The sequence below is a fragment of the Nocardioides sp. genome (assembly GCF_036405735.1).
Classification (GTDB): domain Bacteria; phylum Actinomycetota; class Actinomycetes; order Propionibacteriales; family Nocardioidaceae; genus Nocardioides.
On sequence record NZ_DASWXC010000098.1, the window covers coordinates 1 to 20,584 of the forward strand.

General features: G+C 71.4%; 18 protein-coding genes. 9 read left to right on the top strand and 9 right to left on the bottom strand.

Going from position 1 to position 20,584, the window contains the following annotated elements; genetic code table 11:
* Nucleotides 1-39: 39 nt before the first annotated feature.
* Both sucD and sucC read right to left on the bottom strand, forming a co-directional pair.
* On the bottom strand, nt 40-936 hold the full coding sequence (gene sucD, locus VGE38_RS16140) for a succinate--CoA ligase subunit alpha (protein ID WP_331143579.1): 897 nt from the start codon (nt 934-936) through the stop codon (nt 40-42).
* A gap of 19 nt (nt 937-955) precedes the next feature.
* The gene (gene sucC / locus VGE38_RS16145; RefSeq protein WP_331143580.1) at nt 956-2,122 is read right to left on the bottom strand and encodes an ADP-forming succinate--CoA ligase subunit beta; all 1,167 of its coding nucleotides are present in this window, start codon (nt 2,120-2,122) and stop codon (nt 956-958) included.
* A gap of 355 nt (nt 2,123-2,477) precedes the next feature.
* On the opposite strand from sucC, the gene VGE38_RS16150 reads away from it, so the two are divergent.
* Nucleotides 2,478-3,605, top strand: coding sequence for a M23 family metallopeptidase (locus VGE38_RS16150; protein ID WP_331143581.1), 1,128 nt, complete (start codon nt 2,478-2,480; stop codon nt 3,603-3,605).
* A 137-nt stretch (nt 3,606-3,742) separates the two neighbouring features.
* Here the strand turns inward: VGE38_RS16150 and pcrA are convergent, their stop codons facing one another.
* Complete coding sequence (gene pcrA / locus VGE38_RS16155) at nt 3,743-6,163, bottom strand: DNA helicase PcrA (RefSeq protein ID WP_331143582.1); 2,421 nt, start codon at nt 6,161-6,163, stop codon at nt 3,743-3,745.
* Between the two features lie 87 nt (nt 6,164-6,250).
* Between pcrA and VGE38_RS16160 the strand changes: the two genes are divergently transcribed.
* The gene (locus VGE38_RS16160; RefSeq protein ID WP_331143583.1) at nt 6,251-7,270 is read left to right on the top strand and encodes an LLM class flavin-dependent oxidoreductase; all 1,020 of its coding nucleotides are present in this window, start codon (nt 6,251-6,253) and stop codon (nt 7,268-7,270) included.
* 168 nt (nt 7,271-7,438) lie between these two features.
* Here the strand turns inward: VGE38_RS16160 and VGE38_RS16165 are convergent, their stop codons facing one another.
* The 4 genes from VGE38_RS16165 to VGE38_RS16180 all read right to left on the bottom strand — a co-directional run bounded on the left by VGE38_RS16165 (nt 7,439) and on the right by VGE38_RS16180 (nt 11,350).
* Nucleotides 7,439-7,801 (bottom strand): hypothetical protein, encoded by a 363-nt coding sequence (locus VGE38_RS16165; protein ID WP_331143584.1) that lies wholly within the window; start codon nt 7,799-7,801, stop codon nt 7,439-7,441.
* A gap of 9 nt (nt 7,802-7,810) precedes the next feature.
* The gene (locus VGE38_RS16170; RefSeq protein ID WP_331143585.1) at nt 7,811-9,214 is read right to left on the bottom strand and encodes an APC family permease; all 1,404 of its coding nucleotides are present in this window, start codon (nt 9,212-9,214) and stop codon (nt 7,811-7,813) included.
* A gap of 149 nt (nt 9,215-9,363) precedes the next feature.
* Nucleotides 9,364-10,008 carry a LuxR C-terminal-related transcriptional regulator gene (locus VGE38_RS16175; RefSeq protein ID WP_331143586.1) on the bottom strand — a complete coding sequence of 215 codons (645 nt, stop codon included), beginning with the start codon at nt 10,006-10,008 and terminating at the stop codon, nt 9,364-9,366.
* Complete coding sequence (locus VGE38_RS16180; protein WP_331143587.1) at nt 10,001-11,350, bottom strand: ATP-binding protein; 1,350 nt, start codon at nt 11,348-11,350, stop codon at nt 10,001-10,003. The genes VGE38_RS16175 and VGE38_RS16180 overlap by 8 nt, the downstream gene beginning before the upstream one ends.
* Before the next feature lie 144 nt (nt 11,351-11,494).
* Between VGE38_RS16180 and VGE38_RS16185 the strand changes: the two genes are divergently transcribed.
* Complete coding sequence (locus VGE38_RS16185) at nt 11,495-12,790, top strand: PspC domain-containing protein (protein WP_331143588.1); 1,296 nt, start codon at nt 11,495-11,497, stop codon at nt 12,788-12,790.
* Nucleotides 12,787-13,062 carry a hypothetical protein gene (locus VGE38_RS16190; protein ID WP_331143589.1) on the top strand — a complete coding sequence of 92 codons (276 nt, stop codon included), beginning with the start codon at nt 12,787-12,789 and terminating at the stop codon, nt 13,060-13,062. Before VGE38_RS16185 ends, VGE38_RS16190 begins: the two co-directional genes overlap by 4 nt.
* Nucleotide 13,063: 1 nt before the next feature.
* Here the strand turns inward: VGE38_RS16190 and VGE38_RS16195 are convergent, their stop codons facing one another.
* Nucleotides 13,064-13,909, bottom strand: a complete 846-nt coding sequence (locus tag VGE38_RS16195; protein WP_331143590.1) for a glycerophosphodiester phosphodiesterase family protein — start codon at nt 13,907-13,909, stop codon at nt 13,064-13,066.
* Between the two features lie 77 nt (nt 13,910-13,986).
* On the opposite strand from VGE38_RS16195, the gene VGE38_RS16200 reads away from it, so the two are divergent.
* Nucleotides 13,987-14,538, top strand: coding sequence for a YbaK/EbsC family protein (locus VGE38_RS16200; RefSeq protein ID WP_331143591.1), 552 nt, complete (start codon nt 13,987-13,989; stop codon nt 14,536-14,538).
* A 237-nt stretch (nt 14,539-14,775) separates the two neighbouring features.
* Here VGE38_RS16200 and VGE38_RS16205 read toward each other — a convergent pair whose 3' ends face one another.
* Nucleotides 14,776-15,504, bottom strand: coding sequence for an acyltransferase (locus VGE38_RS16205; protein ID WP_331143592.1), 729 nt, complete (start codon nt 15,502-15,504; stop codon nt 14,776-14,778).
* 41 nt (nt 15,505-15,545) lie between these two features.
* Between VGE38_RS16205 and VGE38_RS16210 the strand changes: the two genes are divergently transcribed.
* The 4 genes from VGE38_RS16210 to VGE38_RS16225 all read left to right on the top strand — a co-directional run bounded on the left by VGE38_RS16210 (nt 15,546) and on the right by VGE38_RS16225 (nt 20,568).
* Nucleotides 15,546-16,052: a DUF6328 family protein gene (locus tag VGE38_RS16210; protein WP_331143593.1), complete on the top strand. Its 507-nt coding sequence runs from the start codon at nt 15,546-15,548 to the stop codon at nt 16,050-16,052.
* 100 nt (nt 16,053-16,152) lie between these two features.
* Complete coding sequence (locus tag VGE38_RS16215; protein ID WP_331143594.1) at nt 16,153-17,184, top strand: LLM class F420-dependent oxidoreductase; 1,032 nt, start codon at nt 16,153-16,155, stop codon at nt 17,182-17,184.
* 65 nt (nt 17,185-17,249) lie between these two features.
* Nucleotides 17,250-19,415 (top strand): MMPL family transporter, encoded by a 2,166-nt coding sequence (locus tag VGE38_RS16220; RefSeq protein ID WP_331143595.1) that lies wholly within the window; start codon nt 17,250-17,252, stop codon nt 19,413-19,415.
* A 199-nt stretch (nt 19,416-19,614) separates the two neighbouring features.
* On the top strand, nt 19,615-20,568 hold the full coding sequence (locus VGE38_RS16225) for an endonuclease/exonuclease/phosphatase family protein (protein WP_331143596.1): 954 nt from the start codon (nt 19,615-19,617) through the stop codon (nt 20,566-20,568).
* Nucleotides 20,569-20,584 lie beyond the last annotated feature (16 nt).

Sequence of the window (20,584 nt, forward strand, 5' to 3'; positions counted from 1 at the left end):
GGTGGAGCCCGGGGCCTTCGTGTGACAGCTTAGCTCAGATCAGAGCGCCTCTACGATCGCGCGCATCAGGTCGGCCGTCTCGGACGGCGTCTTGCCGACCTTGACGCCGACCGCCTCGAGGGCGTCCTTCTTCGCCTGCGCCGTGCCGGCCGAGCCGGACACGATGGCGCCGGCGTGACCCATGGTCTTGCCCTCGGGGGCGGTGAAGCCCGCGACGTAGCCGACCACCGGCTTGGTGATGTTCTCCTTGATGTACGCCGCGGCGCGCTCCTCCGCGTCGCCACCGATCTCACCGATCATCACGATGACCTCGGTCTCCGGGTCGTCCTGGAACGCCTGGAGCGCGTCGATGTGGGTGGTGCCCACGATCGGGTCGCCACCGATGCCGATGGCGGTGGAGAAGCCGAAGTCCCGCAGCTCGTACATCATCTGGTAGGTCAGCGTGCCCGACTTCGAGACGAGACCGACCGGGCCCTTGCCCGTGATGGTGTGCGGGGTGATGCCGGCCAGCGACTCGCCCGGGGTGATGATGCCGGGGCAGTTCGGGCCGATCATGCGGGTCTTCTTGCCCTGCAGGTAGGACCACACCTCGGCGGTGTCCTGCACCGGGACGCCCTCGGTGATGACCACCAGGAGCGGGATCTCGGCGTCGACGGCCTCGATGCAGGCGTCCTTGGTGAACGCCGGCGGGACGAAGGCGACAGACACGTTCGCGCCGGTCTTCTCCATGGCCTCCTTGACGGAGCCGAAGACCGGGAGCTCGACGTCGTTGCCGTCGTGGTCCTTGTGGGTGACGGTGGTGCCGGCCTTGCGAGCGTTGACACCGCCGACGATCTGCGCGCCCGAGTCGAGCATCAGGGCGGTGTGCTTGGCACCCATGCCGCCCGTGATGCCCTGGACGATGATCTTGCTGTCCTTGTTGAGGTAGATGCTCATTCTTGTTTCTCCCCTGGCCTCAGGCGTTGGCCAGCTCGGCAGCCTTGTCGGCGCCGCCGTCCATGGTCTCGACAACGGTCACGAGCGGGTGGTTCAGCTCGGTGAGGATGGCCCGGCCCTTCTCGACGTTGTTGCCGTCGAGGCGGACGACGAGCGGCTTGGTCGCGCTGTCGCCGAGGATCTCGAGCGCGCCCTTGATGCCGTTGGCGACCTCGTCACAGGCGGTGATGCCGCCGAAGACGTTGACGAAGACCGACTTGACCTGCTGGTCGTTGAGGATGACGTCGAGGCCGTTGGCCATCACCTGGGCGTTGGCGCCGCCGCCGATGTCGAGGAAGTTCGCCGGCTTGACGCCGCCGTGCTTCTCGCCGGCGTAGGCGACCACGTCGAGGGTGCTCATCACCAGACCCGCGCCGTTGCCGATGATGCCGACCTGACCGTCGAGCTTGACGTAGTTGAGACCGAGGTCCTTGGCCTTCGACTCGAGAGCGTCGGCCTCCTCGCGGATCTCGAACTCCTCGTGGTCGGGGTGGCGCACCTCGGAGGCGTTGTCGTCGAGCGACACCTTGCCGTCGAGGGCCTCCAGCTTGTCGCCCTCGAGACGGGCCAGCGGGTTGACCTCGACGAGGGTGGCGTCCTCCTCGACGAAGACCTTGTAGAGGGCCTCGATCATCTCGACGGCCTGCTCGAAGACGGCCTCCGGGAACTTCGCCTCGGTGGCGATCTCGCGGGCCTTGGCGGCGTCGACGCCCTTGCCCGGGTCGATGCCGATCTGCTTGACGGCGTCCGGGTTGGTCTTGGCGACCTCCTCGATCTCCACACCACCCTCGACCGACGCGATGCAGAGGTACTGGCGGTTCGAGCGGTCCAGCAGGAAGGAGAAGTAGTACTCCTCCTGCGGGGGCGTGGCCGGCGTCACCAGGACGCGGTTGACCGTGAGGCCCTTGATCTCCATGCCGAGGATGTTGCTCGCGTGCTCGTACGCCTCCTCGGGCGTCTTCGCGAGCTTGACGCCACCGGCCTTGCCGCGGCCACCGGCCTTGACCTGAGCCTTGATGACGGTGACGCCGCCGATCTGCTCAGCCGCGGCCTTAGCGTCCTCGGCGGTCTCGACGACGACCCCGAGGGTGGTCGCGACACCGTGCTTGGCGAAGAGCTCCTTCGCCTGGTACTCCATCAGATCCACTGATCCACCAAGTTTCTAGGTTCGATTCGGACTACTCGGAAGCCAGGCGGGCGCAGGGCACGCGCGTGACCCGGTAGCTGCGGATGTCCTCGACGCACCCTAGACCCGGGCCCCGCGCGGATACGAGGCCCAGCGACCCGGAGTGACATAGGACATAGGCCCGACGGGAGTGACCAGGCGTCACGCACGGTTAAACCAGGTGCCTGGGTCTTTGGTCCCGTCCTGTGACGGTTCGCTAGCCTCGGGTGGCGTCGTTCGTCCACCATCGACGTCGAGTCCCAATTACGTGCCGCCATCCCGGTCCGTTATTGTCGTGGCTCGCCGTCTGAACCCCGAGCAGCGGAGCAGTGAACGCATGGGTAACCACCGAGCCGAGACTGTCGGTACGCACCGACCCGACTCGGCTCAGGGGACCGCTTACGTCGGTCGCCGGGTAGCCAACCGGGCCACCGAGACCGAGTCCACGCCCGCAACGCCGTACGTCGGCAAGCGGATGGCTCGCCCGGTCGTCGAGGACACCCTCCAGAGTTCCCCCGTCGTCGAGACGGCAAACCTCGAGGCCGAGGTCACGGGCTGGACCACCGGCCGGACGCTGTTCGCCGCCGACGTCCGTGAGCACACCGGAGCGCTGCCGTTCGCGCTGACCGAGGCGTTCACCGGCAGCCTCCCGCGCATCGAGCCGCTGCCCGGCACCGACTTCTCCGCCGACACCACGGCGAACCTCCCGGTCGTGCCGGCCGGCGGCAAGCGCCGCGCCGCCAAGCGCGCGGCGTCCCGCGGACCTCTGTTCAAGGGCGTCCCGTCGCTCCCCGTCCTCGTCGGCGTGGCCGCCCTGGCGATCTCGGCCGCCGGCGCCGTCACCTCCGGTGACACCTCGCTGTCCCAGGCCGCGTCCGGCCAGCTGCGCCCGGCGAGCGCGATGAGCGGCACCAGCGCCGTCGCCGCCGTCGGCGTGGTCCGCGACACCGCGGTCAGCCGCAGCGGCAGCCGCGCCGACGCCGAGAGCACCGCCAAGGAGCGCGAGGCTAGCCTCGCCAAGCTGGGCCAGCAGGCGGCCGGCCACGCCGAGGTGCTGAAGGCCAACCAGTGGAAGCTCCCGGTCGACCCGGCGGACTACCGGATCACGGCGACCTTCGGGCAGTACGGCCTGTGGGCCCGCGCGCACACCGGCCTCGACTTCGCGGCACCCACGGGCTCGCCGATCTTCGCGGTCGCGAACGGCACGATCACCTCGACCGGCTACGACGGCGCCTACGGCAACAAGACCGTGCTCACCCTCGACGACGGCACCGAGATCTGGTTCTGCCACCAGTCCGCCGTCGACGTCAGCGTCGGTGCCACCGTCCACGCCGGTGAGCTCATCGGCCGCGTCGGCTCCACCGGCAACACGACCGGCCCGCACCTCCACCTCGAGGTCCGCCCCGGTGGCGGTGACCCGGTGAACCCCTACACCGCACTCACCGAGCAGGGCCTGAACCCCTGATCAGGACCGCGCCGCGCCCCTCGCCGGTCGAGTAGGCCGAGCCGCCAGGCGAGGCCGTATCGAGACCAGCAGAGCGGCCGTGCATGCCGGGGTCTCGATACGCTCGCTGGCGCTCGCTACTCGACCACCGAAGGCGTTCAGAGCTTCTCGACCGGCGCGTAGCGCAGCAGCAGCCGCTTGACGCCCTGGCTGCCGAAGTCGATGGAGGCGACGGCCTTCTCGCCCACGCCCTCGACCGTGACGACGGTGCCGAGCCCGAAGCTGTTGTGGGTGACCCGGTCCCCGGCCGCCAGCGACGGCACCTCGCGCGCCGGCTTGGCCTTCGCGGCCGCGTCGGCACGCAGCGCGGCGCTGGAGAAGTTGCGGCGACCGGCCGCCGTGGGCGTGCCGAGCCGTTGACCGCTCCCCCACCGCTCGCCGCCGAGGTCGGGACGCGACCAGTGGGCCTGCTCCGCGGCGGTACGCCGCCAGTCGACCAGGTCGACCGGCAGCTCGTCGATGAAGCGGCTGGGCGGGTTGTGCGACGGGGCGCCCCACGCGGACCGGACCATCGCCCGGGAGAGGTAGAGCCGCTCCCGGGCGCGGGTGATGCCGACGTACGCGAGCCGGCGCTCCTCCTCCAGCTCGGTGGTGTCGGCCAGCGCCCGGGCGTGCGGGAAGACGCCGTCCTCCATGCCGGTGAGGAAGACGACGGGGAACTCCAGGCCCTTGGCGGTGTGGAGGGTCATCAGCGTGACCAGTCCTTCGCCGTCGTCGGGAATCTGGTCGGAGTCGGCGACCAGCGCGACCCGCTCCAGGAAGTCCGTGAGGCCGGGGGCGACCTGGCCCGCATCGACGTCGGCGGGGTCGGCCGACGGCCCGGCGACGGGATCGTCGGAGAACTCCCGGGCGACCGCGACGAGCTCGGCGAGGTTCTCGACCCGGGTGGCGTCCTGGGGGTCGTCGGAGGCCTCCAGCTCGGCGAGGTAGCCGGACTTGTCGAGCACGGTCTCGAGGATGACGTCGGCACGCTCGCCGGCGTCCACCATCGACTGCAGCTCCTCCACCATGTCGACGAAGGTGCGGATGCTGCTCAGCGAGCGCGTCGCCAGCCCGGGCGCCTCCTCCGAGCGGCGCAGCGCCTCCCAGAAGGTCAGTCCGTCCCGCTCCGCGAGCGCGTTGACGCACGCGATGGCCCGGTCGCCGATGCCGCGCTTGGGCGTGTTGACGATCCGCCGCAGCGACACCTGATCGGCGGGGTTGGCCAGCAGCCGGAGGTAGGCCAGCGCGTCGCGGACCTCGCGGCGCTCGTAGAAGCGCACGCCGCCGACGACCTTGTAGGGCTGGCCGGTGCGGATGAACACCTCCTCGAACACCCGGGACTGCGCGTTGGTGCGGTAGAAGACCGCCACATCGGCCGCGCTGGCGGCACCGTCGTCGATGAGCTTGTCGATCTCGTCGGAGACGAAGCGCGCCTCGTCGTGCTCGTCGTCGGCGACGTACCCGACGATCCGATCGCCGTCGCCGGCCTCGCTCCACAGCCGCTTGGCCTTGCGGCCCTTGTTGTGGTCGATCACCGCGTTGGCGGCGGTGAGGATGGTCTGGGTGGAGCGATAGTTCTGCTCCAGCAGGATCGAGGTGGCGTTCGGGAAGTCCTGCTCGAAGTCGAGGATGTTGCGGATGTTGGCGCCCCGGAAGGCGTAGATCGACTGGTCGGCGTCACCGACCACCATCAGCTCGGCCGGCTCCACGCGCAGGTCGCTGCCCGAGCCCGTCGCGACCCCGTCCTCGGGGCTGTCGGCGCAGAGCTGGTGGATGAGGGCGTACTGCGCGTGGTTGGTGTCCTGGTACTCGTCGACCAGTACATGCCGGAACCGGCGGCGGTAGGTCTCGCGCACCTCCGGGAACGCCTGCATGAGGTGGACGGTCGTCATGATGAGGTCGTCGAAGTCGAAGGCGTTGGCCTCGCGCAGCCGCCGCTGATAAAGGGCGTACGCCGCGGCGTAGGTCTGCTCCAGGTTGTTCTGGGCGTCCTTGGCGGCGTCCTCGGGATCGCGCAGCTCGTTCTTCTGGTCGCTGACCCAGTTGAGCACCTGGGCGGGCGGATAGCGCTTCGGGTCGAGGTCGAGGTCGCTGCACACCAGCGTCATCAGCCGCTTGGAGTCGGCGGCGTCGTAGATGGAGAAGCTCGACTTGTAGCCGATCCGCTCCACCTCCTTGCGCAGGATCCGCACACACGCGCTGTGGAAGGTGGAGACCCACATGATGCGGGCACGCTTGCCGACCAGATCCTCGACCCGCTCCTTCATCTCGGCCGCGGCCTTGTTGGTGAAGGTGATCGCGAGGATCGAGCCGGGGTGGGCGCCACGCTGGCTGATCAGCCAGGCGATCCGGCGGGTGAGCACGCGCGTCTTGCCGGACCCGGCGCCGGCCACCACCAGCAACGGCGCGCCCTCGTGCCGGACCGCCGCGGCCTGCGGCTCGTTGAGCCCGTCGAGCAGCTCGTCCGGCGAGGGGCCGCCGCGCCTGGGAGGCTCTGGCTGCGCGGCGAAGGCTTCGAGTCCGGGAATCATGCTCATGCTGGGTCCAGCCTAGGCGGCGGAGGGGACAGCGGCTGAACCGGCGACGCTGCGGAATGCCGCGGGTGGGTGGCGGGTTCCACCTCCGTGAAGAAGATCGGGTTCCTGTCCTTCGGCCACTGGACGCCGTCGCCGCACTCGCAGACGCGGTCGGCGGCCGACGTACTGCAGCAGTCCATCGAGCTGGCGGTGGCGGCCGAGGAGCTGGGCGCCGACGGCGCCTACTTCCGGGTCCACCACTTCGCCCGCCAGCTGAGCTCGCCGTTCCCGATGCTCGCCGCGATCGGCGCCCGCACCTCCCGCATCGAGATCGGCACCGGCGTGATCGACATGCGCTACGAGAACCCGATGTACATGGCCGAGGACGCCGGGGCGGCCGACCTGATCTCCGGCGGCCGACTGCATCTCGGCATCAGCCGCGGCTCCCCGGAGCAGGTCATCGACGGCTGGCGGTACTTCGGCTACTCCCCCGCCGAGGGAGAGACCGAGGCCGACATGGCGCGCCGCCACACCGAGGTGCTCCTCGAGGTCCTCAAGGGCAACGGCTTCGCCCAGCCCAACCCGCGCCCGATGTTCGCGAACCCGCCGGGGCTGCTCCGGCTCGAGCCGCACTCCGAGGGCCTCCGGGAGCGGATCTGGTGGGGTGCCGGCTCCGACGCCACCGCCCGCTGGGCGGCCGCCCGCGGCATGAACCTGATGAGCTCCACCCTCAAGGAGGACGAGTCCGGCGAGCCGCTGCACGTCCAGCAGCGCAAGCAGATCGAGGCGTTCCGGGACGCCTGGACCGAGGCCGGCCACACTCGCGAGCCGAGGGTGTCGGTGAGCCGGTCGATCTTCCCGCTCGTGTCGGAGGAGGACCACGCCTACTTCGGGCACGAGCAGAGCGAGTCCGACCAGATCGGCGAGATCGACGGCTACCGCGCGGTCTTCGGCCGCTCGTACGCCGCCGAGCCGGACCGTCTCGTCGAGCAGCTACGGGCGGACGAGGCGATCGCCGCGGCGGACACGCTGCTGCTCACGGTCCCCAACCAGCTCGGCGTCGACTACAACGCCCACGTGCTCGAGGCGATCCTCACCCACGTCGCGCCCGCGCTCGGCTGGCGCTGACGCGGCTCCCGGGCGCCGCGCAAACTGTCACGGTGACACTTGCAAAGTGTCACCGTGACAGTTCGCGTCGACCGTGACAGTTCAAAGGGTCACTCCTGTCGCGAAGTGTCACGGTGACACTTTGTGGGGGGCGGCCGGGCGGGGCGAACCCGGCGGGATCACGAGGGATCAGTAGGACCCGTGAGTCGGCGTCCAGAAGATCGCGACGGCGACGTTGACCACCGTCAGCGCCAGCAGGAGGGTCCACAGCCCCTGGGAGATGCGCTCCTTGCGGAGGTTCATCATCACCAGGGCCAGGATCACCACGCCGATGACGAGCTTGGCGCCGATCTTGGCGTGGTCGACGTCGCCGTCACCGGCCTCGAGGACGCCGACGAGCGCCAGTCCGGCGACCACGGCGGTGCCGGAGCCGTCGCGCATGAGGGCGTTGACTCGCTTGACCGGCTCCTTGGCCTGCACCAGCAGGCCACCGAAGAGGGCGGCGAAGCCGAGGACGTGGATCAGCAGCAGGACCAGGCGCACGATCTCCATGGCTGAAGACTAGAGCGCCGTTCCGGGGTCGGCGCGCCGGGTGCCCTCGGGACGGTCGGGCCGGCCGAAGGAGTACTCCAGGACGAAGAGCACGACACCGACGCCGATGAGGCCGGCGCACCACAACAGCGAGGTCGGGTCGTCGGACGCCACGTAGCCGAGCAGCACGAGGTTGCCCACCAGGCCCGCCAGCAGCAGCGCGGTCGGCGCCCGATAGCTCTCGGCGGTCTCGTCGGTGCCGCGCAGCTTCAGCGCCGAGACGATCACCATCACGTAGACCGACAGCAGCAGCACCACGGTGACCGTGGCGAGCCGCGCGACCAGGTCGATGCCGGCCCCGGTCGAGGTCACGAGCGTCCCGATGACGAGCAGGCCGGCGACCACCCCGGCCGAGAACAGCAGCGCCACCCAGGGGCTGCGGCGGCGCGGGTGGAGCCGCGCGAAGGCACCGGGTACGACGTCCTCGCGGGCCATGCCGTAGAGGATCCGCGACTGCGTCACGACCGCGACCAGCGTCGTGTTGGTGATGGCGGTCATCGCGATGATCGCGAAGAGGATCGACAGCACGCCCGTCGACAGCGGCAGGATCCCTGACTCGACGACCTCGAGCAGCGCGGCATCGGACCCGGCAAGGGTCGGGATGGGGACGGTGAGCGCCGCCGCGACAGCGACCAGCACGTAGCAGAGGCCGGCACCCACCATGCCGAGCACGAGCGCCTTGGGGAAGACCCGCTGCGGCTCGCGCGTCTCCTCCGCGACGTTCGCGGCGTTCTCGAAGCCGGTCATCGCGAAGAACCCCAACGCCACGCCCGCGACCACGGCGAGCACCGGATGGCCCTCGACGCTGACGTCGCCGAGCACGGCGAAGTCGGCGTCGCCCCGGGTCACGTGGATGATCCCGACGAGCAGGACGATCAGCAGGCCGGAGACCTCGACGAGCGTCATCACGCTGTTCGCCACGACGGACTCGGTGATGCCGATGAAGTTGACCAACGCCAGGGCGGCGAGGAACAGCAGGCTCACCAGCAGCGTCGGCGGCGCATCCCACACCTGGCGGAAGTACCCGGCGAACCCGGTGGCCAGGGAGCCGGCCGCGGCGAACGACGCCGCCAGCATCGACACCGTGGCGAGGAACGTCAGTGCGGGACGGCGGAACGCCTGGTTGACGTAGAGCGCGGCCCCCGCGGCGCGGGGGTACTTCGTCACGAGCTCGGCGTACGCGAGACCGGTGAGCGTCGCCACGGTGACGCCGACGAGGAAGGCGAGCCAGAAGGCACCGCCCACCGCTGCCGCGACGGCGCCGATGAGCACGTAGATGCCCGAGCCGAGAACGTCGCCGAGCACGTACAGGAACAGCTGGCGTCCGCCGATCGAGCGTTTGAGCTCCGGGCGTTCCACAGGGGTGGTGGTCACGACGGGACCGTTACCCAGTGGTCAGGGCCCCTACGAATCGGTTCGCCGGATCGACTGGGTCTCGGTACGCCGGTCGCGGGCTCGCGGGCTCGCCCGCGCGGCTACTCGACCTGGCCGCCCCGGTCCTCGCAGGCTCGGCCCGGGGCGGCTCACAGCAGTCGGCGGTCGGAGGCCCAGCGGGTCAGCTCGTGACGCGAGGAGAGCTGCAGCTTGCGCAGCACGCTCGACATGTGGGTCTCCACGGTCTTGATCGAGATGTAGAGCTCCTTGGCGACCTCCTTGTAGGAGTAGCCGCGAGCGATCAGCCGCATCACCTCGCGCTCACGCTCGGTGAGCCGGTCCAGGTCCTCGTCCACGCTGGCCACGTCGATGGCGGCGGCGAAGGCGTCGAGCACGAAGCCGGCCAGCCGCGGGCTGAAGACCGCGTCGCCGTCGGCCACCCGCCGGATCGCGGCGACCAGCTCGGGCCCGGTGATCGTCTTGGTGACGTAGCCGCGCGCACCGCCGCGAATGGTGCCGATGACGTCCTCGGCGGCGTCGGAGACCGACAGCGCCAGGAACCGCGGTCCCGGCGCGCGCCGCATCACCTCGACGCCTCCGCCGCCGGGCAGGTGGACGTCGAGCAGGACGACGTCGGGCGGGGTGGCCGCGATCGCGGCCACCGCCTGGTCGACGTCGGCGGCCTCGCCGACCACGTGGACGACCCCGTCGCCCTCCCGCTCCAGCTCGGCGCGCACGCCACTGCGGAACATGGCGTGGTCGTCGACGACCAGCACCTTGACGGGATCACTCATGGGCTGCCTCCAGGGGAAGGGAGAGCCGGACCTCGGTGCCCTCGCCGGGCGCCGAGCGTACGACGGCGGTGCCGCCGTGTCGTGTCATGCGGTCGATGATCGAGCCGCTGACGCCGTGACGGTCGTCGGGGACCGCCTCCGGGTCGAAGCCGGCGCCGCGGTCCCGGACGAAGACCTCCGCGAGGGTCGGACCGATCTCGGCGTACACGTCGACCCGCTCCACGGCGGCGTGCTTGCCGGCGTTGACCATCGCCTCGCGGGCGGCCGCGACGATGCAGTGGAGCCGGTCGCCGAAGGGGACGTCCCCGACCGCGACCACGTCGACGGAGACACCGTGGGTGTCCTCGACCTGGGCCGCCGCCAGTCGCAGGGCGCCGGCGAGGGTCTCCGCGGAGATCGAGTCGCCGGCGTAGAGCCAGGAGCGCAGGTCGCGCTCCTGCGACCGTGCGAGCCGTGCGACGGAGGTCGCGTCGCCGGCGTTCTTCTGGATCAGCGCGAGCGTCTGGAGGACGGAGTCGTGCAGGTGCGCCGCCATGTCGGCGCGCGCCTGGGTCCGGATCCGCTCCTCGCGCTCGGCGGAGAGGTCGGCGGCCAGCCGCTGCAGCCAGGGGCCGAAGACGACCGCGATGCCGGCGATGACGAACCCGGCCGCCACGACGCTGCCCCACCCGTCGCTCATCATCGCGCCGTTGTCGACGACCACGAGCGTGACGGCGAGCAGCAGCAGGAACGACCCGATGCCGATCCGCAGCCAGCCGGCCCAGCCGCCGCCGACGACCAGCTGCAGCGGGTTGACCCGCTCGGTGCTGTCGAGCCAGCGCTCGCGCTGCGCCTCGTCGGCCTGCCGCCACAGCAGGCCGATGCCGGCCACGGCGAGCAGCAGCGGCCACAGCCACGCCCCGATGCCGAACACGGCCTGCACGACGAGCACGACGCCGAGCCCGAGCGCGGCCAGCGCGATCGCCGGCCCGGCGTCGGCCAGCCGCCGGATCCGGCCAGGGCGCCGACCCCCGCGGGACGCGCTCTCCCCGCCGGGGGTCGAGGTCTCGAACCGGGCGTCCGCGGGGAGGACCAGCCACAGCCCGCCGTACAGCACCACACCGAGGCCGTTCATCAGACCGGCCAGCAGGAACGCCGCGCGGACCCACAGCACCGGTAGGCCAAGGTGCCGGGCCAGTCCGGACGCCACGCCGCCGATGACCGGGGCCTCGGTGTCGCGGGTCGCCTTGCGCACGCCGCGCGGCGCCGCGGGGCCAGCGGTCGGGCCAGCGGTCGGGCCAGGGACCGGGCCGGATACCGGGCCGGCGATCGGGCCGGAGGAGGCGCCAGGGAAGCTCGTCATGACGGGTCAATCGTCACACGCCCGCAGGCGCGTCACCATGAGGATCGACCCCGAGGCGACCCTGAGGGCAGGTCGGGGCGGACCGGGCCCGTTCAGGGTCGTCCCCGATGGTGCGCGCCCACCCCAACCGGGAGATTGGATGCCATGGACACGAGCACCACACCTCCCGAGGAGCAGCCGCCCGCTGCCGAGGCCGGCGGCACCGCCGACACCGGCCCCCGCGTCACCGCCGCCGAGGCGCGTGACCTGGGCCGGCTGCTCCGCTCCGCCAAGGGCAGCCCGCAGGGCCGCTACGTCGCCGGCGTCGCCGGTGGGCTGGGCCGACACTTCGACGTCGACCCGGCGATCCTGCGGGTCGCGTTCGTGGTGCTGACGTTCTTCGGCGGGGCGGGCCTGCTGCTGTACCTCGCCTGCTGGCTGTTCGTCCCGGACGAGACCGACGGCAAGGCGACCGTGAGCCTGGACGAGCGCACCCGGACGCTCGCGCTCTACGTCGCCGCCGGCCTCGCCGTCCTGGCGCTGCTCGGCGACACCGTCGGACGGTTCGAGTTCCCCTGGCCGCTGGCGATCATCGCGCTGATCCTGCTGCTGGTCTTCGGCAACCGGGACCGGCGTCGCGAGGTGGCCCGCGGCGCGCAGACCGCCTGGTCGACCGTCACCGGGCCCTCGGGCACCGTCCCGCCGGCCGGCCCGGGCGCGGCTGCCGGGGCACCTGCCGCGCCGTACGGTCCCCCGCCGGGGACCTACGCACCGCCGACGTACTACGTGCCGACCCCCAACCCACGCAAGCGCGGCCCCATCCTGTTCTGGTTCACCCTCGCCCTGATCGCGCTGCTCGAGGGGGTCCTCGGCATCGTGGACGCCGCCACCGGTGCCAGCGTCCCGGACCCGGCGTACGCCGCCGTCGCCGTCGGCGTGAGCGGCCTGATGCTCGTGCTGGGCGCCTTCTGGGGTCGGGCCGGTGGCCTGATCCTCGTCGGTCTGGTCTCGACCCTGGCGCTGGTCGCCAGCGTGGGTGCCGACGAGTGGGACTGGGAGGGCGACCGGGTCGCCGTCCGGCCCACGACGGCCGCCGACGTGCTGAGCCACTACGAGTTCGAGACCGGGGAGTTCCGGGTCGATCTGCGCGACGTCGCCGACCTCAGCGCGCTCGACGGCCACCACCTGACCATCACCGGTTCGGTCGGCAAGATCGAGGTCATCGTGCCCGACGGCGTGACCGTCGACGTGCGCGGCGAGGTGAGCGGTCCGGGCAACGTGGAGATCTTCGACAGCGAGCGCGGTGGCATCAGCACCGAGCTCAACGGCAGCCGCGTGGCCAGCGACGGAGCCCCGATGATCACCATCGACGCCGACCTCGACGTCGGGTCGGTGCAGGTGGTCGACGCAGACAGCGCCGGGTCGTGGCGCGAACGGATCCAGGAGCGGAGCAACCGATGAGCGAGCACGAGCAGACACTCGAGCAGGCCACCGTCGCGGCCGACGAGCAGACCGCGGATCGGCCCACGGGTCGGCACCCCGTCAACATCGGCCACCTGGTGATGGGACTGGCGTTCCTCTGCTTCGTCGGGGCCTGGGGACTGGTCCAGGGCGATGTCGTGAGCGGCTCCGACATCCGTTGGCTGCTGCCGATCCCGTGGCTGGTCGCCGGTGCGGTCGGACTGGCGGCGGTCGCCGTCTCCGGCGCGCGCAAGCACGGCGTCCGCCGCTGAGTCAGGCGCTCGGCACCAGCCGGCCCAGTGCGGTGACCGCCCGGTCGGCGTAGTCGGTGAAGACCCCGTCGACCCCGGCGGCGAAGAACCGGCGGGCCTGCTCCACGTCACCGCGCAGCGTCCACGCGAACACCGCCAACCCGGCCTGGTGTGCCTCGGCCACCAGGCCGGTCGGCATCCGGTCGGCACGCAGGACCGCGCCCTGGGAGGGACCCAGCGCGGCGGCGTACGACGCCACCTCGTCGCACCGGAACCGCCGCCCCGGCTCGACCAGCTGCACCAGCGGCACCAGCGGCAACGGGGTCGACTGCTTCAACCGGCGCAGGAAGCGGTCGTCGAACGACTGCACCCACACCCCGTGACCCGGCTGGTCGAGGCCGTGGTCGCGCAGCGTGCCGAGCACGGCGGCGTCCATCGGGAGGCCGACGGAGGCGAAGTACGCCGGATGCTTGACCTCGACGTGCAGCCCGATCGCTCGGCCGGTCCGTGCGGACTCGTCCCGCACCAGCAGGAGGAGCTCGTCGAAGGTCGGGATCAGGTCACCCGGCCCGGGCGCGTTCAGGGTGCGCAGCTCGGCGAGCGTGAAGTCGTCGACGAACCACCCGGTCGCCGCACGCCCGTCGATGTGCTTGGTCGTGCGGCGGGCGGCGAACTCCGGCCGGCGCGCGACGTCGGTGGTCCGGCTGAGCTCGGGCTCGTGGCGGACGACCAGGACCCCGTCCCGGCTCATCACCAGGTCGGTCTCGAGGGCGTCGGCACCGAGCCGGACGGCGAGCCGGTAGGACGCGAGGGTGTGCTCGGCCAGGTGGCCGGGGGCGCCACGGTGACCGATCACGAGAGCACTCATGGCTCCACGGTGGGCGGCGCGAGTGTCGCGGTGACCGCTCGCACCTGAATGCCGGGTGAAGCCGCCGTGGCAGCACAATGGCGACCGTGACGCTGCCGACGCTTGGCTCCCTCGTGTCCCTGCCCGCCCGCGAGCATCCGGAGCTGCTCGCCGAGCCGGTCGCCGCCGCGCTGCGCGACTGGGACCACGCCGACGAGGTGGCGGTCGTGGAGATCGATCCGGACCTGGCCGACACCGCCGCCCTCACCGCGGCCTACGACCTGCCGCTGACGGCCAGCGCCAACTGCGTCGTCGTCGCAGGCTCCCGGGCGGGAGACGAGCGGATCGCCGCCTGTGTGGTGCGCGCCGACACCCGCGCCGACGTCAACAACCTCGTCAAGCGCACCCTCGATGTCCGCAAAGCGTCGTTCCTCCCTATGGAGCGGGCGGTGGCGGAGTCCGACATGGAGTACGGCGGCATCACGCCGGTCGGACTGCCCGCGCCGTGGCGGCTCCTCGTGGACCGTCGGGTGACCGAGATCGACGTCGCGGTCGTCGGCTCCGGCGTACGCCGCTCGAAGCTGCTGCTGCCCGGCCGGCTGCTCGCCGAGTTGCCGGGAGCCGAGGTGATCGAGGACCTCGGCCGCTGAGGCGGGGCGTCGTTCCGCTGGTCGAGCTTGTCGAGACCACCTCGACCCACCCTCCCCGCCGTACCCGGCACCCAGCCCCACCCACCGAGGTCTCGACACGCCTCGCCTAGCGGCTCGGCGGCTCGACCAACGAAACGGTGCGGCTCGGCGGCTCGACCAACGAAACGGGGCGGCTCGGCGGCTCGACCAACGGAGAACGCGGCTCGACCGACGGAACGGGTCTGCTCGACCGACAGGTCAGGGCGCGTCCTCGCCGCGCCAGGTGATGCCTTCGCGGATGACCCGGGCGGGCGTGCCGGCGACGGCGGTGTTGGCGGCGACCTTCTGGCCGCGGACCATCGCCCGGCTGCCGACGACCGACCCCTCGCCGATCTCGGTGTTGCCGGTGACGATGGCGTCGCGGCACAGCCACACGTGCCGCCCGAGGCGGATCTGGGCGCCGTACGGGTTGAGCCGCTCCCCGGTCACCAGGTCCTCGAGCCGGTGCATGTCGTCGGTCGTGACGACGACGTTGGCCGCCCAGAGCTGTTCGTGCTCGGCGACGATCGAGCCGCCGTTGCGGGCGTCGACCATCGCGCGGGAGGTGGCGACGACACCGCCGTTGAGGATGATCGCCGAGCCGGCGCCGCAGTAGAACTCGGCGGCCGAGAGATAGCTGTCCGGTCCGATGAAGACCGTGGCGTGGTCCCCGCCCAGCAACAGCGAGGACACCATCGAGATGTCCGTGGCGAGCACGAGCAGCGCATCGGAGAACGGGTAGGTCACCATCACCGAGAGCAGCCGGTCCGGGACCGGGAAGCCACGACGTACGTAGAGCGCGTTGCCGTTCGGCTGCCACCACTCCGGCAGCAACGACCCGTCGAGCAGGCACAGGTCCAGCTCGTCCAGGACCGACCCGAACGTCCCGCACGAGCGCAGCCGGTCGCGGTGGGCGGCGGACAGCGGCGCGCCGAAGCTCCAGGACATGGGAGAGGTTGTATCACCGCCCGACGGGGAACCCTGCTCCCATGACAGCCACGGACGACCGGGAGGATGAGTTCCACCACGGCCGGCGCGAGACGCCGACCGAGCGCATGGACCGGCTCTGGGGCGACATCCTGCAGGAGCTGCGGGTCACCCAGACCGGCGCCCAGCTGATGGCGGGCTTCTTGCTGACGCTGCCGTTCCAGTCCCGCTTCTGGGAGCTCTCCGACGGGCAGCGTTCCCTCTACCTGGTCCTGGTCGGGATCGCCGTGCTCACCACCACCCTGGTGATGACGGCCGTGGCGGTGCACCAGCGGCTGTCGGGCCGTCACCTCAAGCACCGCGTGGTCGCCACCGGCCAGGCCGTGGTCCGCGGCGTGGTCGGGCTCATCGCGCTGATGCTCGTCGGCATCACGGTCTTCATCTTCGACATCGTCGTCAGCCTGACCGCCGCGTGCGTCGCGGGAGCCGTCGTCGCCGTCCTCCTGGTGGTGCTGCTGCTCGTCGTCCCCAAGGTGCTGGTCCGGCTCGGCGACGCCGACGACAGCTAGCTGACAGCTAGCCGACAGCCAGCCGACAGCCGGGGCGCGCGGCCGGGACGCCCGTCGAGAGGCCGCTGCGCGCAGCGCCCCAACCGGTAGGTTCGCGGCCATGAAGCTCGCGATGCCGCTGCAGTACGCCGGGAACCCCCGGGAGACCGCCGACCAGGTGGCCGGCCTCGAGAAGGCAGGGCTCGACCAGATCTGGGTCGCCGAGCCGTACGGCTTCGACGCGGTCAGCCTGATGGGCTACCTGGCCGCCAGGACCGAGACCGTCGAGCTGGGCGCCGGCATCCTCAACGTCTACTCGCGCACACCGGGCGCGATGCTGCAGACCGCCGCCGGCCTCGACAACGTCTCGGGCGGCCGCGTCATCCTCGGCCTGGGCGCCAGCGGCCCGCAGGTCATCGAGGGCTTCCACGGGATGCCGTACGACCGGCCGCTGACCCGCACCCGCGAGTTGATCGAGATCCTGCGGCTGGGCCTGCGCCGGGAGCCCCTGGAGTACCAGGGCAAGGTCTTCACGCTGCCGCTGCCGGCCGACCAGGGCCTGGGACTCGGCAAGCCGCTGAAGCTACTCAACCGTCCCGAGCGCCCCGACGTCCCGCTGTACGTCGCCGCACTCGGCGACAAGAACGTCGCGATGACCGCCGAGCTGGCCGACGGGTGGCTGCCGTTCCTGTTCCACCCGGAGAAGGCGAAGGACGTGTGGGGCGACGCGCTCGCCCGCGGCCGGGCCAAGCGCTCCCCCGAGCTGGGCCCGCTGGAGATCAGCGCCGGCGGCCTGGTCGCCATCGGCGAGGACGTGAAGCCGATGCTGGACTTCATGCGGCCGATGTACGCCCTCTACGTGGGCGGCATGGGCGCCCGGGGCAAGAACTTCTACAACGAGCTCGCCTGCCAGTACGGCTATGAGGAGGAGGCCAAGGAGATCCAGGACCTCTACCTCTCGGGCAAGAAGCGGGAGGCGGAGGCCAAGGTCCCGCTGGAGTGGCTCGAGGCGGGCAACCTCGTCGGCCCGGCGTCCTACGTCCAGGAGCGGATCGCGGCGTTCCGCGAGGCCGGCGTCACGTCGCTGCAGGTCTACCCGGCCACCGACGACCCGGCTGCGACCATCACCCAGCTCAAGGAGTGGCTCGCCTGAGCCGGTCCCCCAGTCAGGGGAAACCCTGATGCGCGGCCGGGGCAAGAACTGCTGAAGTAGTCGTCATGCATTTGCAGATCGCCGGAAATCTGACCGGGCGCGTCACCAAGTGGGTCGTCGTCGGGGCCTGGCTCGTGATCGTCGTCGTGGCCTCCACCTTCGCCCAGAAGCTCACCGAGGTCCAGGACAACGAGGCGTCGAGCTGGCTCCCCGCCAACGCCGAGTCGGCGCAGGCGCTCGACCGGCTCGGTGCGTTCCAGGACGAGAACGACATCCCGACGACGCTCGTGTTCCGGCGCGACGCCGGGCTGACCGGCGCCGACTTCTCCGCGATCGCCGCGCTCGGGCCCGGGCTGGGGCAGCTCGACGGCCTGGCGGCCGAGCGCAACGGCGTACCTCCCGTGGTGGTGCCGCCCGACGCCGACACCGGGCGCCAGCTCGGCCTGGTCTCCGAGGACGGCGAGGTGGCGACCGCGACGGTCACCTTCAACCTCGGCTCCGAGGGCTGGAACAAGCTGCCGGCCGTGGTCGACGACCTGCGCGAGCTCACCGAGCCGCTGGAGGACTCCGGCGTCACGGTCCACGTCGCCGGTGCCGGTGGGCAGGCGGCCGACGCCGCGGAGGCGTTCGGCGGCATCGACACCAACCTGCTCTTCGCCACGCTCGGCGTGGTGATCGTGATCCTGCTGTTCACCTACCGCAGCCCCGTGCTGTGGGTGCTGCCGATCTTCTCCGCGGTCGTCGCGCTGTTCACCAGTCAGGGGCTGATCTACTTCCTCGCGAAGTACGCCGGCCTGACGGTCAACGGGCAGAGCCAGGCGATCCTCAGCGTGCTCGTCATCGGCGCCGGGACCGACTACGCCCTCCTGCTGGTCGCCCGCTACCGCGAGGAGCTCCGCAACCACGCCGACCGCCACGAGGCGATGGCGTTCGCGCTGCACCGGGCGGCGCCGGCGATCGTCGCCTCGGCCGCCACCGTGGCCATCGGCATGCTGTGCCTGCTCTTCGCCGACATGAACTCCACAGCCGGGCTCGGCCCGGTGGCGGCGATCGGCGTCACCGTGACGCTGCTGGTCATGATCACGCTGCTGCCGGCACTGCTCGTCGTCTTCGGCCGCTGGGTGTTCTGGCCCAAGCGGCCGGGCTTCGGCTCGCCGGAGCCGACCTCGACCGGGCTCTGGTCCCGGCTGGGCGCCCGGATCGCGCCCCGCCCGCGGGCGGTGTGGGTCACCACGGCCGCCCTGCTCGGGCTCGCCTGCCTGGGCATGTTGAGCCTCAACCCGGGCAGCATCGCGACCGAGGACCAGTACACCAAGGACTTCGACTCCGTCATCGGCCAGCGGGTCCTCGTCGACCACGGGCTGGTCGACACCTCCACCCCGATCCAGGTCGTCACGAACGAGGGCCGGGCCGACCAGGTCGCCGAGGCGATCCGCTCCGTGCCGGGCCTCGGCACGGTCAACGACCAGGTCCCCGCCGTCGACGGGGTCAAGTTCTTCTCGATCGCGCAGGGCACCGACCCGGCCGCCGAGGAGTCCTTCGAGCAGGTGCGCGAGGTGCGCGAGGCGGTCCACGAGGTCGACGGCGCCGACGCGCTCGTCACCGGCTCGGCGGCGCTCTACCTCGACATCAACGACGCCTCCGCGCGCGACAACAAGGTCATCATCCCGATCGTGCTGCTCGTGGTGATGCTCATCTTGATGGTGCTGCTGCGGGCCGTGCTCTCGCCGCTGATCCTGATCCTCACCGTGGTGCTGTCCTTCGGCGCCGCGCTGGGCCTCAGCGCGCTGATCTTCCGGCACATCTTCGACTTCCCCGCCGAGGACAGCTCCTTCCCGCTGTTCGTCTTCGTGTTCCTCGTCGCCCTGGGCATCGACTACAACATCTTCTTGATGACCCGCGTCCGTGAGGAGACGATCAACTACGGCACGCGTCGCGGGTCGCTGATCGCCCTGGCCTCCACCGGAGGTGTGATCACCTCGGCCGGCCTCGTCCTGGCGGCCACCTTCGCCGTGCTCGGCACCATCCCGCTCGTGTTCCTCGCCGAGATGGGGGTGGCTGTCGCGCTGGGCGTCATGCTCGACACGATGATCGTGCGCTCGGTGCTCGTGACCGCGATCAACCTCGATCTCGGCGGCCGGATCTGGTGGCCGAGCAGCCTGGACCGTGGGCAGCAGGCAGGTACGCCGCAACCCGGCGAGACCCGCGGGGAGCCGGTCGCCGCCGACTGAGCCGCCACCGTCCGAACCGGCCGTGGGGCGGCCCCGGCGCGGCGGCTAGGATCTCGCGCGGTCACGCCGGGACCACCGCAACGGCGCGGTGCGCACACAGCACCGCGGCGAATTCCGGGACGCCCCGCGGGGTAACAGGTCGGTGCGCCGCCCGGCGGTGCCGTCGTACCCACCCCTGACACACCGGGAGTCCTGGCCCGTGACCACGCCCGCCCCGATCCTCCGGCCGCTCGCCACCGCGATGGTGCTGGCGTGCACCTGTGCGCTGCTGGCCACCGTCCTGACCGGCCGGTCCTCCGCCAGCACGTCCGATGAGGCCGCACCGAGCCGCGCCGCGCTCGACGACATCGGCGTCGTGACCTACAACGTGCTCGTGCACCGCAGCCCGGGTGCCCTGCGACAGGAGGTCGCCCGGCTGGCGGCGCGGCCCGACGTCGACGTCATCGGGTGGCAGGAGGCGAACAAGCTCGTCCACCGCCCCAGGTCGGGTGGCGCGACGCCGCTGCAGACGCTGCAGGCCCACGGCTTCCAGACCGCGACCTTCGGCAAGCCCAAGGAGCCGATCTCGTGGCGTGCCTCCGAGTTCGAGCTGGTCTCGACCGCCCGGCATCACATGTGCCGGCCGGCGCCCCGCCGGGCGAGGGTCAACTTCCCGGCGAAGTGGCTCAACGTGGTGACGCTGCGGGACCGGCAGACCGGCCACCTGATGAGCGTGACCAACGTGCACGTCGCCCACTCCGCGGAGGCGTGGCGGACCCGCCCCGGCAGGTTCAGCCGCCTGGCCACCGCAGCCTGCGCCAAGCGCATCTACCGCCAGCTGGCGCGGCTGTGGCCCACCCTTCCGGGTCGGTACGTCGTGGCCGCCGGTGACTGGAACTTCGACTACAAGACCGACCGCCGCCGCAAGCCCGTCGGCGGGATGGCCCGCACGCTCGGCCCCCTGACCGTCTCGAACTGGCAGCTGCTGGGGTACCGGCCGAAGGCGCGGACGGTGACCATGCGGCAGAACCACCGCCCGTCCCGGCTCATCGACTGGGTCCTGGTCAACCGACAGGACGTGGCGAGCGGAGAGGTCCGGCCGCTGGCCCACGCCGTGCTGCGCGGCTACCGATCCGACCACCGACCGGTGCTGCTCCGGCTGGCCCTGCACTAGGCCGGGGCTCGAACCT